The organism is Parasporobacterium paucivorans DSM 15970, assembly GCF_900141895.1.
Classification (GTDB): domain Bacteria; phylum Bacillota; class Clostridia; order Lachnospirales; family Lachnospiraceae; genus Parasporobacterium; species Parasporobacterium paucivorans.
The window spans coordinates 1-15571 of the sequence record NZ_FQYT01000018.1; the positions used below are offsets into that span (position 1 = coordinate 1).

A 15571-nucleotide genomic window follows, 5' to 3' on the forward strand; every position below is an offset into this window, starting at 1 on the left:
ATAAGGAATGGTAAATATAAGCCAAACCCAGTTCGAAGGGTAGAAATACCCAAAGAAACAAAAGGTGAGTTTAGAAAGATAGGAGTTCCAACTGTAGTTGACAGGGTTATTCAACAGGCAATCACACAGGAACTTACACCAATCTATGAGGAACAATTCTCAGAAAACAGTTTTGGTTTTCGACCAAAAAGAGGAGCACACGGTGCCCTCAAGCAGTGCCAAAAGAATGTAAACGATGGCTATGTATATGTGGTGGATATGGACTTGGAAAAGTTCTTTGATACTGTAAGTCAGAGTAAACTGATTGAGGTACTTAGCAGAACCATTAAAGACGGTAGACTGATTTCACTCATCCATAAATATCTGAATGCGGGAGTTATTGCAAACGGAATGTTTGAGAGAACAGAAATAGGAATACCCCAAGGTGGACCACTTAGTCCATTACTTAGTAACGTTATGCTGAACGAGTTGGATAAGGAACTTGAACGCAGAGGACACAGATTTGTCCGCTATGCAGACGATTGCATGATTTTTTGCAAGAGTAAGAAAAGTGCAGAGAGAACCTTAGAAAACATACTTCCATTTATTGAGGGAAAACTTTTCCTAAAAGTAAATACGATGAAAACCAAAGTAGCTCATATCAGTAAAGTCAAGTATCTCGGATATAGTTTCTATAGATACAAAGGCAAATGCAGATTTAGAGTCCATCCAAAATCAGTTTCTAAGATGAAAGATAAAATCAGAGAGCTAACAGATAGAAACAATGGAATGAGCAATGTGATAAGAGAAGAAAGGTATCAACAGTATGTGCGAGGATGGGTAGAATATTTCCGACTTGCAGATATGAAATCCCTACTCAAAACCACAGATGAATGGGCAAGACGAAGAATAAGAGCGGTCTACTGGAAACAATGGAAGAAAATCAAAACGAGATACCGAATGCTAAAAGCATTGGGTATGGAACATTGGAAAGCATTAGAACTGGCGTGGAGTAGAAAGGGCTATTGGCGTATGGCACAAGTGCTTAACCAAGTCTTTTCAAATAAAATAATAGCCAAGCTGGGATATACATCCCTACTCGACTATTATCTGATAGTTTATGAAAACTAAGGAACCGCCGTGTACCGAACGGTACGCACGGTGGTGTGAGAGGACGGCTAATCAATTAATGGTTAGCCTCCTACTCGATTCTACCATTCTGATTTATAGAGCATACCTCGTCATGCCCTGCAGGCATGACGAGGTATTGTTTAGGCATTTTACAAAAAAATTCAAGCTACATATAATATAAATATATAAAAGTAAAATATGAGGAGGAGAAAAATGTCAGAAATTAAATATCTGAAGTATAGGTGGTATGTTTTGGCTACTATGCTTATTGCTACTGCGGCCACAGGAATGGTTTTAATCGCTCCATCGCCTTTAGTTGGTAATATTTCGGAAGCCATGGGGTTAGATTTGGGTGTTGTAACTGGATCAGCAATGTTGCCATTTACCCTGTTTGTTGCGATTGGCAGTATTATATATCCGAAAATCGTTGTTGGCATCTCGCAATCCAATTCTGTAAATTTGTATTGTAATGAAAAAAACTTCCGATATAATAGAAATGTGAACATCGTTGCTGGAAATACATAATGGGAGGGAGATCCGATGAAGCTTAAAAACATATTATTTGTAGTTGAAGATATAGAAAAATCTAAGATGTTTTACAGGAATTTCTTTGGTCTGGAAGTAGTCACTGACTTTGGTGAAAATGTGATTTTAACGGAAGGGCTTGTCCTGCAGGAAAAGACACTCTGGGAAAAATTCACAAAAAGAAATGTCCGTGCAGGCGGCAATGATGCAGAGCTTTATTTTGAAGAAAATGACATTGATGGTTTCCTGGAAAAACTGGAGAAAAGCAATTCACCCATAGAATATATGAACAAGTGTATAGAGCATGACTGGGGACAGAGGGTGATACGGATCTATGATCCGGACAAGCATATAATTGAAATCGGAGAGTCGATGGAATATGTGGCCCGCAGATTTCTGAAGTCAGGGATGGCGGTGGAGCAGGTGGCAGAGAGGACGCAGCTGCCGCTTTCACAGGTAGAGATAATAGCACAGGGAAATTTATTTGAAGGAGAGATTGAAAAACCATGACGGATTATACAATAAAAGAACTGACTGATATGGTGAGGGCGTTCTGTGGAGAACGAGACTGGGACCAGTTTCACAATCCCAAAGATCTCGCCATTGGAATATCAACAGAAGCCAATGAACTGCTGGACATTTTCCGTTTTAAAAATGCGGAAGAGATGATGGGGCTGTTTAAAGAACCAAAGCAAAGAGAACACATAGAGGAAGAACTGGCAGATGTCTTGTTTTTCGTCCTTCGGTTTGCGCAGATGAATAACATAGAATTAAAGCATGCACTGGAAACGAAAATTGAAAAGAATGCAAAAAAATATCCGGTCGAACAGGCAAAAGGACAGAACAAAAAATATAATGAATTCTAGCGACGTACGTTTTTAGGTTCCATTTTCCTCTCCCGGTCTTGTGTGGTATACTTATTCTATAATAGTTTCAAATCGCACAAAATCAAAATTAGGAGGAAAGAACAATGGATACCGTGAGAAAAATAGCAAAAATCACAAAAGGCAAGTCTGCAGTGGATGGCGCCGGTGTTAAGCTGGTCCGGGTTATAGGATATAACGATACGAAGGACTACGATCCATTCCTGATGCTTGATGCGTTTGATTCGGAAAATCCGGACGATTATACGAAAGGATTTCCATGGCATCCGCACCGTGGAATCGAGACGATAACTTATCTGATTCAGGGAGATATCGAACATGGCGACAGTCTTGGGAACAAGGGGAGCATTCTTGACGGAGACTGCCAGTGGATGACGGCAGGATCCGGAATTATCCACCAGGAAATGCCTAAAGCAAGAAACCGCATGCTGGGGGCGCAGCTTTGGCTGAACCTGCCGGCTAAGGACAAGATGACCAGGCCGTCATACGGAGACATCAAATCGGAAAACATTCCGGAGGTAACGGAAAACGGGGCGAAAATCCGTGTGATTGCCGGAAGTTATAAAGGTATAGAAGGAGCTTTTGAAGGAAAGTATATAAAAGCCACCTATTTGGATGTGTCGCTTGCGGCGGGACAGGGATGGTCCTTTTCAAACAATCCGGAGGAGACTCTTTTTATCTATATTTTTTCTGGAAAAGTGCTTTTTGATTCCGAAGAGAGCCCAAAGGATCTGATTGATGAAAAACAGGCTGTTCTGTTTGGTCCAGGAGAAAAATTCTGGATCAGGGCGGCCAATCAGCCGGTCCGCTTTATTCTATTGTCTGGAAAACCTTTAAAGGAGCCGATTGCCTGGGGCGGTCCGATTGTAATGAATACAAAAGAGGAACTGGATCTGGCTTTCAGGGAACTTGACAGCCAGACGTTCATAAAATAAATCGATAACAAGGAGGCTGCATATGAAAACATTAATTTTTAACGGTTCCCCCAGGGAAAAAGGGGACACGGTCAGTCTGATTTCGGAATTCCTGAAACACCTTGACGGCGAATATAAAATCGTCACCGCATATGATTGCAACGTAGCTGCCTGCATAGACTGCAGGTGGTGCTGGAAAAATCCCGGCTGTTTTATACAGGACGGGATGCAGGAAATATATGATTATGTCCAGGAATGCGATAACGTGCTGATTGCATCCCCCCTGCACTTTGCCGAAATCACCGGAAAGCTGCTCTCGGTGGGAAGCCGGCTGCAGACCTACTACAGCGCGAGCTATTTCAGGAAAGAAAAACCTGTAGCAAAAGCTAAAAAAGGCGGAATCATACTGGTAAGCGGAGGGATAAGAAAGCTGGATGCGCCTTTGCAGTCATCCCGCATGCTGCTTGAGCATATGAACGCAAGAGATGTGTTTCCATACGTTTACGGAAGTGATACCAATCATGGACATCCGGCCGATAAGCCGGAAGTGCTGCAGCAGGTAAAGGAACTGGCGGAGTTCTTTAACGGCTAAAGAAATGCACATGGAGGTATAGCCATGAAATATGTGCCAAATGCAATCACACTGATGCGGCTGGTTCTGATTCCGATTTTTGCCTATGTGTACCTCTCTGAATATGAAAATGCACCGGTTTATGCGGTAGGGATTTTTTTGCTGGCCGGATTTACGGATCTGCTGGATGGGTATCTCGCCAGGAAATACAACGTCGTTTCGATTGTCGGAATCGTGCTGGATCCCCTTGCGGATAAGCTGATGCTGCTTACTGCTCTGCTTTGTTTCGTATATAAAGGAATCATTCCTCTCCCTGCCCTGATTATCATGCTTGTATTAGAAGGTGCTCTGATTGTGGGCGGCATTTATCTGTATATGCATAAAACCAGGGATGTGGTGCCCGCAGGCAAGACGGGAAAGGCGGCGACCGTATTTTTTACTGTCGTTGTGGTCCTGCTCATATTGATTCCGAATCATTTATTTACACAGGTTCTGCTCTGGGTTGCCCTGGCCTTGAAGGTGATATCCTTTACATACTATACGAAAGAATTTATAAACGGATCAATAGCGGCAAAGAAGAAAAATAGCTGATGACTGGGGCTGATGTGCAAATGGTTGCCTGCACACCGGCCCCGGTTTTCATTGTCGAAGAAAAAAAGAACAAATGTTTGCAATCTATAATGGCTTTTGTTATAATTGCGTTATAGAAACCGGCACTGCTAAAGGGGAAAAGAATGAAGATAATACATTGTGGCGACCTTCATCTGGATTCGGTCATGAAGACCAATTTGACAGCGGAACAGGCAAGGGAAAGAAAAAACGAGATTCTCCTTACCTTCGAAAAGATGATTGAATTCGCAAAAAACAATGAAATAAGTGTAATCATGATTGCGGGAGATTTATTTGATACGAAAAATATTTCGATTAAAACCAGAAACGTCGTGATTGCCTGCATAGAAAAGAACCCGCAGATTGATTTTCTGTATCTGCGAGGGAACCATGACGCAGAGAATTTTCTGAACGGATTTGAGGAAACACCGGAGAACCTGAAACTTTTTTCTGAAATCTGGACATCCTTCCGATATGACAACATCGTAATAACCGGGGTTGAGCTGAACGGAGGAAACAGCAATGCCGTTTATGACTCCCTGGTCTTAAATAGAAGCGACACCAATATCGTGATGATGCATGGGCAGGAATCCCGGTATTCGGGAAAAGACAGGACGGAAGTCATCAACCTGGGGGCTCTGAAGAACAAGAACATAGATTATCTGGCTCTCGGTCATATCCATAGCTACAAGCTGGCTCCCCTTGACCAACGGGGGATGTACTGCTACTGCGGCTGTCTGGAAGGCAGAGGGTATGATGAAACCGGACGGAAGGGATTCGTTCTTCTGGATACCGGAAGCGGCGCTTTGAAAAGTGAATTCATACCGTTCTCCCGAAGGGTGATTTATGAAATATCCGTGGATGTTTCGGGTATGGAAACCACCAACGAGGCTGCTGAAGCTATTGAAAGAGAGACCGCGGCGACGCCAAAAGAAAGCCTGGTGAAAGTGGTCCTGAACGGAAAAGTCAGTGTGGAGTCTGAAAGGAACATCAATTACCTGAAGAAAAAGTTCAGTGATGTTTTTTATTCGTTCAAAATATATGACCAGACCGGATATGCAATATATATCGAGGATTACAGATACGATGCATCTCTGAAGGGCGAATTCATCCGGCTGGTGCTGGATAAAAACTACCCGGAACAAATGCAGAAGGAAATCATTGAAGCCGGCCTGAAATCTCTGGCAGGGGAGGCAATCGGATCATGAAGCTGATTAGATGCAATATTGAAAATTTTGGCACCCTGCATCACTTTTCCTATGAGTTCAAGGACGGGATAAATACCATAAATGAATTGAACGGATGGGGAAAAAGCACATTTGCCGCTTTCATAAAAGCTATGTTTTATGGGATGGAGGGCACCCGTTCCAGGAAAAACCTGGAGGACGAGCAACGAAAAAAGTATAAACCCTGGCAGGGCGGCGCCTATGGCGGGAGTATTGAATTTGAATTAAAGGGCAGGGAATATAAGATTGAGCGCTTCTTCGGAACAAAAGCAAAAGATGATGTGTTCAAACTTTTCAATCAGGCCACCGGGCTGGTCAGCAACGACTATTCAGAAAATATCGGGGAAGAGATGTTCCATCTGGACACGGCCGCCTATTCGAGGAGCACATATATCCCTCAAAATGCGGTTTCTGTAATGTCCAATGACAGTATAAACGCAAAATTAAGCAGCTTAATCGAAAAGACCGATGAGAATGACATCAACAACTATGAATCGGCGATGAAACTGCTTGAAAACAGCAAAAAAGAATATTTTAAAATTGGCGGGAGAGGAAAGCTCAACCTGATGAAAAATCAGCTCACTTCGCTGGAAGCGGAGCTGGAAAGATGCAGCCTGAAGGCGGAGGCATCCATGGAGTGGAATAGAAAGCTGCATACGCTTCTGCTCCAAAAGAAAGATACAAAAGAAAACCTGAAGATTGTCAAAGGGCAGATTGAAGAGACCGGCATCTTTGAAGCCCAGGTTGCACGGCTACAGGCATACAGGGAACTTTTCGAAACAGAGGATAGACTGCGGGCCGGACTGGAGCCTCTGCAGCTGTTCTTCAAGGACCGTGTGCCTTCGGACGATGAGTTAAAGTTGTGCGACTCCCTTGTTCTGGATTCTTTGAAACTGAAGGGCGAGCTGGAATCCGTCGGGCTGACAGATCGTGATTATGCGGTCAGAAAAAATCTGGAAGATTTTTTTGCCACAGGCATTCCTGAGGAACAGAGCATTGCAGCGAATGATAGATTGTTTGAGCAGTACAGGGAGAACCAGATCAGGATCAGGGCCGGCGAGCTTACGGAGGATGAGAGACGGAGAATGGCCGGTCTGGAAAGCTTTTTCAGGAGCAGAGTGCCGGAAGAGTCCGAAATCAACCAGTTTATAGATGAACTGCCCAAAATGAATGACCTTGAAAAGGAGCTGATTTCCGAGAAAAAACAGCTTGAACTATTAAAGGCACTGCAGGACCGGAGAAATCCTGCCTATGAAAAAGGCAGGGGAGTTGGAAAGTCCGCGGATATAATCAAAACGGCTGTACTGCTTTCAATTGGATTATTTGCGGCGGTTTTCGGCTTGTTATGGGCAGCCACGCAAGTGGTACCCGGGCTGGTGTGTATTCTGGCTGGCTGTGTAGTTTTCGTTATCGGGATAATGTCGATTAAAAAACGGAAAGCAAAAGATGCTGCCAAAGTGCAGGAAGAGAAGTCTGATGAACTGCAGGCGGTCCAGGAGAAAATTGACGGACTGACTGCGGAAAAGAACCGCACTGAATCTGAACTGCAGAGATTCCTTTCGAATTATGCAACCGGACTGAATCCGGACAGCTACTATTCCATATTGAGCATGATTAAGACAAGGACGCGGGAATATCAGGATATTCAGGCAAAACGCGGCAATTTGGCGCAGTCCGCCCTCCGGTCCACGCAATCTGCGCTGGCTGAACAAATAGACCGCTGCATTGGACCTTACTGTCCTGATCTTTCTATTCCGTTTGCTGAAAAGGAAAATATATGGAAGCAGGTCAAAAAATATAAGAATGAATATCAGGACGTTCTGCGTAAGGTGACAAACTTTGAAGAGATAACACAAAAATACAGGGATCGTGAAAGTGCACTTTCTGGAATTCTGGATAAATATTTTGACACTCCGTTGGAAGAGCAGATGGAAAAGGTCGGAATGCTTAAAGACAGGCGAAGGGAGTATATACGATTAAAAAGTGAACTCGAAACAAGCCGGATTAAGCTGGAACAGTTTACTAAAGAAAATGATATACCGGCAATGAATAACGCCGTGGCTCCTCCGTGCAGCCTGTCGGAACTTAAGGAAAAAGAGAAGAATCTGGAATGGAAGCGGGAGGCCGAGTCGGAAGAGGAGAATTATGTCAGGGAACAGATAAGGACCCTGAGTGAAGAGGCAGACAGGTGCCCCGAACTGGAAGGTGAGATCGAGCAGCTCAAAGAAGAGATTGAGGTGGGAGAGAAACAGTTAAATATAATAAATGAGACGATGGAATGCCTGGGTGAAGCGAAAGATCGGTTTGCCACCCGTTATATGGAAAGCCTGAAGCGTGGATTTGAGAAGTATATCTCAATACTGGATAATGGAACGCTGGGCGAAACCAGCATCGACGTGCAGTTCAATATCGATGTGACCTCCCACGGCGCCCAAAAAAGCATTGATTATTTCAGCGCAGGTTACAGGGATCTGATAGGAATCGCGGCCCGGTTTGCCCTGATAGAAGCTCTCTTTATAAATGAAAAGCCATTTGTTATTCTGGATGATCCGTTTTCCAACCTGGATGGAGAAAAATTAAAAAACGTCCTCGGGCTAATGGAAGAAATTGCCGCAAAATACCAGTTGATCTATTTCGTCTGCCATGACAGCCGTGTACCAGAGCATTTACGCCTCCAATTGATTTAAGTTGAAATGTCAAAGCAAAAAAAATATGGTACAATCGTTTTGGGTTATAATATCCTGAGATGATTGTTGTGTGTAATATGGATAGTTAATATTGATGAATATAGAGAGATTCAGGACTTGGAGTGAAATGGGAAATAACTATAAGCTACTAACGGATAATTATTTTGAAAATATTTTGGTTGTTTTTAAGAGCCTGCTTATTGGATTGGCTGCGGGAGGGGTTGTCGTTCTCTATAGGATTACACTGACGTATGCGGAACAATTTGCTTTTGGAATGTATGGTTTTTTGAAAGAAAATCTTGAATTTATACCTCTTGTGCTTTTGCTGCTTTGTATGGCAGCCTGTTTTCTGGGATTTCTGGTCTCGAAAGACGGGATGATTTCAGGAAGTGGAATTCCCCAGTTAGAAGGAATGCTGAGAGGGTATTTCGGAAAAAGAAAAAGCTGGCTGCATACATTGTGCAGCAAGTTTTTGGGAGGGACCATAGCGATAGGAGGAGGTCTTTCACTTGGGAGAGAGGGCCCATCCATTCAGCTTGGAGCATGTGTGGCTGAGGGGTTGGGGAAAAAAATAGGAAAAGGACGTTTAGAAAAGAAAATACTTATGGCAAGTGGGGCGAGCGCAGGGTTAGCAGCAGCGTTTAATGCACCGATGGCAGGCGTAATATTTGCACTGGAAGAGATTTTCAAGTACTTTTCACCAGTAATCTTATTGTCAATGATGTCAGCAGCAGTCGCTGCGGATTTTGTATCAAAACAAGTATTTGGACTAGCGCCTATTTTCAATTTTGAGATTACACAAGGAATGCCCCTGAATAGTTACTGGATCCTGGTAATATTGGGGATTTTACTCGGGGGAATGGGCGCATTTTACAACTATGTACTATTAAAAACGAAGATGTTATATGGAAAAATGAAAAGTCTTAATACCACAATCAAGATAATGATTCCTTTTGTAATGGCTGGGATTTTAGGGATAATATTCCCTGTTGTTTTAGGTGGTGGACATAGGATAATTGAAGAGCTGACCCTAGAGAATGGAATAGGTTTTTTGGTTATTGTGTTTATAATAAAATTCATTTTTTCTATGGTGAGTTTCGGATCAGGTGCGCCAGGAGGAATATTTTTCCCTCTGATTATACTGGGTGCCGCAATTGGAGCTATTTTTGCAAAAATTGCAATCGAGTATCTGGGGTTTGACCAGGAGTTATTTAATAATTTTATTATTTTTGCAATGGCAGGTTATTTTACTGCAATCGTCAGGGCTCCGATAACGGGAATCGTCCTAATAATGGAAATGACTGGCTCGTTTACCCATATATTGCCATTGACAGTAGTTGCAGTGACAGCATATATTGTGGCGGATTTATTAAAGAGCCCACCTGTTTACGAAGCACTTTTGGCGGACTTGATTTGTAAGGAAAACTCAGAAGAAAAAGAAGAAAGTCACAAAAAAATCGTGGTAGAGCTCATAGTCAGACACGGATCAGAATTCGAGAATCTGCAGGTGAAAGACATAAATTGGCCAGGGAAATCATTGCTTGTAGGAGTGAAACAAGGAGATAGGGTGATTATTCCAAAAGGTGATACGGAAATCAAAGTGGGAGATTATCTTACGGTTCTTACGGACATAAACAGTGAGTGCAGAATAAAGGAAATCCTCAACGAAATGAATGAGCCACTGTAGAAAAATAATAGAAGTCAGAGATTAAACAAAACACTTAGGGAGAAGATGATACGATGATGGAAATAGTATATGAGACAAGACCGGATATGGCTTTGGGGACAACCCGGCTGATAAAAGAAAAAGCAGGGGATAAAAGCCTGTACAGGATAGTCTATGTGAGGGATGGCATGGAGTCTGCTTCCAGCCAGGAGTTCTGGACAAAAGATGCCCAGGTGGGCAGACTGCCGTATACGGATTGGGAAAACGTCAATCTTTTAAGTGCCCAGGCCGGCGTTTCCTGTATGATAGAGGATATACTTGACAGCAAACGGCTGTGCACATATGCGAGGTTCCTGGCCGGCGGCATGCCCTTCGGCGGCAGGGATACAGCCGGCTGCGGGGAGAATGTCCTGAAGATACTGGAAAATCTGGATGAAAGCCTGCAGCATAAGATTGTGAGTTATCTGGCTGAAAGTTCGGCTGACGGGGGAGACTGCAAAGAAGCGTATTATGCTGCCTTGGTTTCCAGCTGCGGACCTCTGGTCAACTATATAAGCTTTGCGGAATTTACTGCAGCTTTAGAAATCCTTGGTGTAACTTTTACCAGCAAAGAACTGGATATGCTGAAAAGAATATTTCTTATTGAAATGCTGGATTTATTTTCGTATTGCTACGACTATGTATATTTCAAGGCGGACGGAGATATACCGGTGAAGATCATCTACTGTGTGTTCGGGCTTATGCTGGGATATCCGGTTGAATACATTGCTGGAATTTTACATTCAGATGAAAAAGAAATCGAAAATCAGATAGCGTGCCAGAAAATATTTTGATTCGAGTATCAGAATTTTGGAATTTTGGCATAAAAAAATGGAGATAAGGGGATTCGAACCCCTGACCTCCTGACTGCCAGTCAGGCGCGCTCCCAGCTGCGCTATACCCCCATAAATATTACTTATATAACATAACATATCCGGAGGTATAAATCCATATCAAATTCACTTTTTACAAAGGTTTTTCGGAGTATAAAAATATTATGAAAAATATAAAAAATCTTCAGGAAAAATCTTTACATGTACTAAAAAAAGTGCTATCCTTTACTTACAAGGTAGAAGTAATTGAATATCCCGATTGGTTTCAGTTTTCATCTAAAAAATGGAGATTCGGATTCAGTTAACAGTATTCAGAATTATGTTTTTGGTTGCAGTATGGTTAGAACTTAGATGTCAAATGTCTACTTGGCAGATGAGTAAAGGATGTAATGCAGCAAGTTTTGAAGAAAGGGAATGTTCAAAGAAAATACTTTGTAAAATACATTAGCCATAGAAAGGATTACAATGACTAATGAAGCAATGTCTTAGGGGGCGGCCGTCAGTAAAATCGATGGATTGCCCCTTGAGACTTTTTTCGATTAATAACAGCAGCAATTGAAGGTGAATCATAATTGACTTGACGTATAACATAGTAAGTAATATAGTGAAAATGCTGAATTATAATTCGAAAATGATTAATGACCATGTATGGTCCTTCCGTGACAGGAGCTGGACGTACGCCACCCAGAATGTGGGAGACCCGTCTGGCATAAACTCGTTAAAAGCGGGGTCAAAATAGGAGTTAACAATGGCAATTGAAATTTACAAAAAGTATATGGAAGAAAAAATGGGAGCGGATGGCAATGTTGAATCCTGCAAATTAAGTATTCCCGATAAGTTTAATTTTAGCTATGATGTAGTGGATAAAATAGCAGAGATGGAACCTCAGCGCAGGGCGATGGTCTGGTGCAATGAGCAGGGAGAAAGACGAGAATTCACTTTTTGTGACATTAAGGAACAGAGCGACCGTGCGGCTTCTTATTTCAGATCACTGGGTATCGGCAAAGGCGACTGTGTTATGATGGCCGTCAAACGTCATTATCAATTCTGGTTTGCAATACTGGGTCTGCATAAGATTGGCGCAATCGGAGTTCCTGTGACATATATGCTCAAACTCGAGGAATATATCTACCGTTTCGAGAAGCTGGATATCAAGGCAGTTATCTGCACGCCGGACAATGACGTGGCTTCCCGTGTCGATGAAGCAGAGCAGATGTCTGGAAAGAAATTCATGAAAATCATCCTTCGTGAGAACAGGCCGGGATGGCATCAATTCGATGAAGGACTGGAGAAGGCGGAGAAATTCGTCCCTCTGACCTTCGAGGAAAGACCGGAGAGCGGCGACACAATGCTCCTGTATTTTACCTCGGGAACGGAAGGTATGCCTAAGCTTGTGGGACACAACTTTGGATATCCCGTTGGACATATTCCGACTGCAAAGTACTGGCACAATGTTGATCCGGATGGACTGCATTTTACCGTGGCGGATACGGGATGGGCAAAATCTGTGTGGGGAAAACTGTATGGACAATGGCTGATGGGTGCTGCAATCTATGTGCTTGATTACGATTCTTTTACGGCTCATGCGCTGCTTACAAAAATGGAAGAAGATAAGATTACCACGCTTTGCGCACCTTCAGCCTTTTACCGCGTAATGGTGCTGGAGGACTTCAGCAAATATAACCTGAGCACTGTAAAGCACTACACGGTAGCTGGTGAGGCCCTAAATCCCGACGTGATTGAGAAGTTTTCGCGGATGACAGGGAAACAGATCTATGAAGGATACGGACAGACCGAATCCACTCTGATGATTGGTGTCATGCACTGGATGGACGTAAAGGCTGGAGCAATGGGCAAGCCTAGTCTGCAGTACAATATGGAGCTTCTGGATGAAGATGGTCAGATCGTTCCAACAGGTGATGTTGGTGAAATCTGCGTAAAAGCGGAGCCCGGAGAAATCCCGGGAATGTTCCTGGGATACCAGGGTGAGGATGAACTGAACCGGAGCAAGTGGCATGACGGAATTTATCATACTGGAGATCTTGCATGGCGCGATGAGAATGGCTACTACTGGTTCGTGGGCAGAAACGATGATGTGTTCAAAAGTTCCGGCTACCGAATCAGCCCGTTTGAAATAGAGAGCCTGATAGTGAAATTCCCGAATGTCCTGGAATGTGCGGTTATCGGCGTCCCTGAAAAGCTCAGGGGCAACGCAATCAAGGCGATTATCGTGCTCACGAATGGAACAGAACCAACACAGAATCTGAAAATTGAAATCAGGGAATTCCTGAAGGAACATACTGCTCCCTATAAGGTTCCCCGCATAATTGAATTTGTTGATGAACTGCCAAAAACCACCAGTGGAAAAATCAGACGTAATATATGGCGTAAATAGAATATTTGAATCGGCAGGATGCCGGCACTGGAATTGAGGTGCCGGCATTTTTTTGGTATTCCAACGAGGGCAAAAAAGTGAAATATAATTGCCTTGACGAATAACAAATTGAAATATATAGTAAAACCAACTGAATTATAATTCGATTATGGGGGGCATATATGAGCAATTTATCCGCAACTTCGGCAATCATCTTTGGTGACAGCCTGAAAAAACGTCTGGAAGAAAAGCAGATGAGCATGACGAATCTTGCAAATCAGACAGGTATAACCTATAACATGATTAAAAAATATTGTGCCGGCCAGGCAGAACCCACGGTATCCTATGCATCGGAAATCGCGAAAGCACTTGGCACAACGGTAGATTATCTGATTGGAGGAAGTGATCCAGGGGAAAAGGACATGTTCCGAAAGGTATTCGAGGAGAATTTCTCTTATATTGCCGGCTTCATGCGTGTTGTTCGTCGCTATGGAAATAATACGGCTATGTATGATCCAGTCCAGAATAAAAGCTGGACCTATTACGAATTGAATGCGGAAGCGAATCGTCTGGCCAACGCCCTTCTGAAAAGCGGTGTTAAAAAAGGAGATGTGGTCCTCTATCAGCTTTTCAATAGCGCGGAGTTTGTATTTTCTTACCTTTCTCCACAAAAAATTGGTGCCGTGACAAGCCCGGCTAATTATAATTTCTCTGCCGGTGAAACAGCGATATGTTTCGAATCAAGTCGTCCGAAAGTATATATTTACGATGTGGAAATCAAGGATCTGGCTGTAAAAGCAATCGAAATTTCAAAACATAAACCGGATATTATCATTATGACGGGAGATGGAGAGCTGCCGGCAGGACATCTCAGATACAATGAATATGTGGAAGGATGCATGGAAAGTGAACCGGATACGGAATTTGTGCCTCACATTTACGGTGAAGTAATGCGATTGTATACTTCCGGCACTACCGGACGTCCGAAAGGAGTACCGCTGAACAACGCCAATGAGGTGCTTACCTGCCATGACATTGCAATGCATTTCCCTTTGAACGCAACAGATGTGACCATGAACATGACCCCTTGGTTCCATCGCGGAGGAATCCACTCCGGCGGACCTGCGCCGACTTTTTTCTGTGGCGGAAAGGTCATTATTCTGCGGGCATTCCTTCCGCAATTATGTCTTAAATATACAGAAGAATACGGTATTACTTTCCTGATTGGCGTACCTGCTGTCATCAAGATGCTTGTCCGAAGCCAGGAACGCTTCGGAGCCGACCTGTCTTCTCTTCGTGGAATCGTGACGATGGGAGCTCCATTTGAGAGGGCTGACTGCATCAAGGTCCAGAATGTACTGACACCAAATGTTTTCAACGGATATGGTACAACGGAATCTTTCTGGAATACGTTCCTTCGTCCTTATGATCTTCCGGAAATGTCAGGAAGTGCAGGACGAGCCTGCACTGATGATGAAGTCCGCGTTGTGAAGATTTACGAGGGACGAAAAGCGGAGCCGGATGACCTTGCTTTGCTGGACGGTACAGAGGTTGGTGAAGTCATAATACGCACACCCAAGTCTTCCTACCGTTACTACCAGAATTCTGAAGAAGAAGCCAAAAAATTCTACAAGGGCTGGATTTACACCGGTGACCTCGGTACCTGGGATGCCCAGCAGTATATTACAATCGCAGGAAGAAAAGATGATATGCTGATCTCCGGCGGCGAAAACATTTACCCTCCGGTCATCGAGGAAGTGCTGAATGCGCATCCGAAAGTCCATCTCTCTGCAGTAACGGGAGTTCCTGATTCTGCACGTGGAGAGGCAGTCGTTGCCTACATTATTTCTGATGACGAAACCCTGACAGTTGAAGAGCTTGCCGATTTTTGTCTTGATTCAAATATGCTTTCTGCATATAAACGCCCACGCTATTACAGGTTCGTAAAGGAACTGCCGATGACAGCCACAGGAAAACTGCAGCATTATCTTGTAAAAGAGATGGCGGCTAACGACCAGGAAATGGGAATGCTGAAACTTGCTGTGCCAACAATAGGAAAATCTGACGTTTAAAGTATATACTCAGGAAAAGGAGCTTCCAAAAGGCTCCTTTTTCCTGTTAGGGTGAGCTTGG

The 15571-nt window shown here is 43.4% G+C and carries 13 protein-coding genes and 1 tRNA gene; 13 read left to right on the top strand and 1 reads right to left on the bottom strand.

From position 1 onward, the window contains the following. The 11 genes from ltrA to BUA79_RS08690 form a co-directional block, all read left to right on the top strand. Positions 1–1110: group II intron reverse transcriptase/maturase (gene ltrA / locus BUA79_RS08640; RefSeq protein WP_073994038.1), on the top strand; the 1110-nt coding region annotated here is incomplete at its 5' end. A gap of 213 nt (positions 1111–1323) precedes the next feature. Beyond that, positions 1324–1635 carry a hypothetical protein gene (locus BUA79_RS08645; protein ID WP_073994039.1) on the top strand — a complete coding sequence of 104 codons (312 nt, stop codon included), beginning with the start codon at positions 1324–1326 and terminating at the stop codon, positions 1633–1635. A 15-nt stretch (positions 1636–1650) separates the two neighbouring features. After that, entirely contained in the window at positions 1651–2145 is a 495-nt protein-coding gene (locus tag BUA79_RS08650; RefSeq protein WP_073994040.1) for a VOC family protein, read from the top strand. Continuing rightward, on the top strand, positions 2142–2501 hold the full coding sequence (locus BUA79_RS08655) for a nucleotide pyrophosphohydrolase (protein ID WP_073994041.1): 360 nt from the start codon (positions 2142–2144) through the stop codon (positions 2499–2501). Before BUA79_RS08650 ends, BUA79_RS08655 begins: the two co-directional genes overlap by 4 nt. A gap of 104 nt (positions 2502–2605) precedes the next feature. Continuing rightward, complete coding sequence (locus BUA79_RS08660) at positions 2606–3454, top strand: pirin family protein (RefSeq protein ID WP_073994042.1); 849 nt, start codon at positions 2606–2608, stop codon at positions 3452–3454. Between the two features lie 22 nt (positions 3455–3476). Beyond that, positions 3477–4025 carry a flavodoxin family protein gene (locus tag BUA79_RS08665; protein WP_073994043.1) on the top strand — a complete coding sequence of 183 codons (549 nt, stop codon included), beginning with the start codon at positions 3477–3479 and terminating at the stop codon, positions 4023–4025. Positions 4026–4049: 24 nt separating this feature from the next. Further along, the gene (gene pgsA, locus BUA79_RS08670) at positions 4050–4595 is read left to right on the top strand and encodes a CDP-diacylglycerol--glycerol-3-phosphate 3-phosphatidyltransferase (RefSeq protein ID WP_073994044.1); all 546 of its coding nucleotides are present in this window, start codon (positions 4050–4052) and stop codon (positions 4593–4595) included. A 143-nt stretch (positions 4596–4738) separates the two neighbouring features. Further along, the gene (locus BUA79_RS08675) at positions 4739–5821 is read left to right on the top strand and encodes a metallophosphoesterase family protein (protein WP_073994045.1); all 1083 of its coding nucleotides are present in this window, start codon (positions 4739–4741) and stop codon (positions 5819–5821) included. Beyond that, positions 5818–8526, top strand: coding sequence for an ATP-binding protein (locus BUA79_RS08680; protein ID WP_073994046.1), 2709 nt, complete (start codon positions 5818–5820; stop codon positions 8524–8526). The genes BUA79_RS08675 and BUA79_RS08680 overlap by 4 nt, the downstream gene beginning before the upstream one ends. Positions 8527–8860: 334 nt before the next feature. After that, the gene (locus BUA79_RS08685) at positions 8861–10213 is read left to right on the top strand and encodes a ClC family H(+)/Cl(-) exchange transporter (RefSeq protein WP_330389238.1); all 1353 of its coding nucleotides are present in this window, start codon (positions 8861–8863) and stop codon (positions 10211–10213) included. 53 nt (positions 10214–10266) lie between these two features. Beyond that, positions 10267–11025 carry a hypothetical protein gene (locus tag BUA79_RS08690; RefSeq protein ID WP_073994048.1) on the top strand — a complete coding sequence of 253 codons (759 nt, stop codon included), beginning with the start codon at positions 10267–10269 and terminating at the stop codon, positions 11023–11025. A gap of 38 nt (positions 11026–11063) precedes the next feature. On the opposite strand, the gene BUA79_RS08695 is transcribed toward BUA79_RS08690, so the two are convergent. Then, positions 11064–11136, bottom strand: a tRNA-Ala gene (locus BUA79_RS08695). 676 nt (positions 11137–11812) lie between these two features. Between BUA79_RS08695 and BUA79_RS08700 the strand changes: the two genes are divergently transcribed. Beyond that, the gene (locus BUA79_RS08700; protein ID WP_207647334.1) at positions 11813–13459 is read left to right on the top strand and encodes an AMP-binding protein; all 1647 of its coding nucleotides are present in this window, start codon (positions 11813–11815) and stop codon (positions 13457–13459) included. 161 nt (positions 13460–13620) lie between these two features. Continuing rightward, a complete protein-coding gene (locus BUA79_RS08710) occupies positions 13621–15510 on the top strand; it encodes an AMP-binding protein (RefSeq protein ID WP_094757392.1) in 1890 nt (629 codons plus the stop codon). The last annotated feature ends 61 nt before the right edge of the window (positions 15511–15571 follow it).

What these genes read in the sequence shown, in the direction of transcription:
- BUA79_RS08645 (WP_073994039.1), top strand. Translation starts at nt 1,324, where the DNA reads ATGTCAGAAATTAAATATCTGAAGTATAGGTGGTATGTTTTGGCTACT.
- BUA79_RS08650 (WP_073994040.1), top strand. Translation starts at nt 1,651, where the DNA reads ATGAAGCTTAAAAACATATTATTTGTAGTTGAAGATATAGAAAAATCT.
- BUA79_RS08655 (WP_073994041.1), top strand. Translation starts at nt 2,142, where the DNA reads ATGACGGATTATACAATAAAAGAACTGACTGATATGGTGAGGGCGTTC.
- BUA79_RS08660 (WP_073994042.1), top strand. Translation starts at nt 2,606, where the DNA reads ATGGATACCGTGAGAAAAATAGCAAAAATCACAAAAGGCAAGTCTGCA.
- BUA79_RS08665 (WP_073994043.1), top strand. Translation starts at nt 3,477, where the DNA reads ATGAAAACATTAATTTTTAACGGTTCCCCCAGGGAAAAAGGGGACACG.
- pgsA (WP_073994044.1), top strand. Translation starts at nt 4,050, where the DNA reads ATGAAATATGTGCCAAATGCAATCACACTGATGCGGCTGGTTCTGATT.
- BUA79_RS08675 (WP_073994045.1), top strand. Translation starts at nt 4,739, where the DNA reads ATGAAGATAATACATTGTGGCGACCTTCATCTGGATTCGGTCATGAAG.
- BUA79_RS08680 (WP_073994046.1), top strand. Translation starts at nt 5,818, where the DNA reads ATGAAGCTGATTAGATGCAATATTGAAAATTTTGGCACCCTGCATCAC.
- BUA79_RS08685 (WP_330389238.1), top strand. Translation starts at nt 8,861, where the DNA reads ATGGCAGCCTGTTTTCTGGGATTTCTGGTCTCGAAAGACGGGATGATT.
- BUA79_RS08690 (WP_073994048.1), top strand. Translation starts at nt 10,267, where the DNA reads ATGATGGAAATAGTATATGAGACAAGACCGGATATGGCTTTGGGGACA.
- BUA79_RS08700 (WP_207647334.1), top strand. Translation starts at nt 11,813, where the DNA reads ATGGCAATTGAAATTTACAAAAAGTATATGGAAGAAAAAATGGGAGCG.
- BUA79_RS08710 (WP_094757392.1), top strand. Translation starts at nt 13,621, where the DNA reads ATGAGCAATTTATCCGCAACTTCGGCAATCATCTTTGGTGACAGCCTG.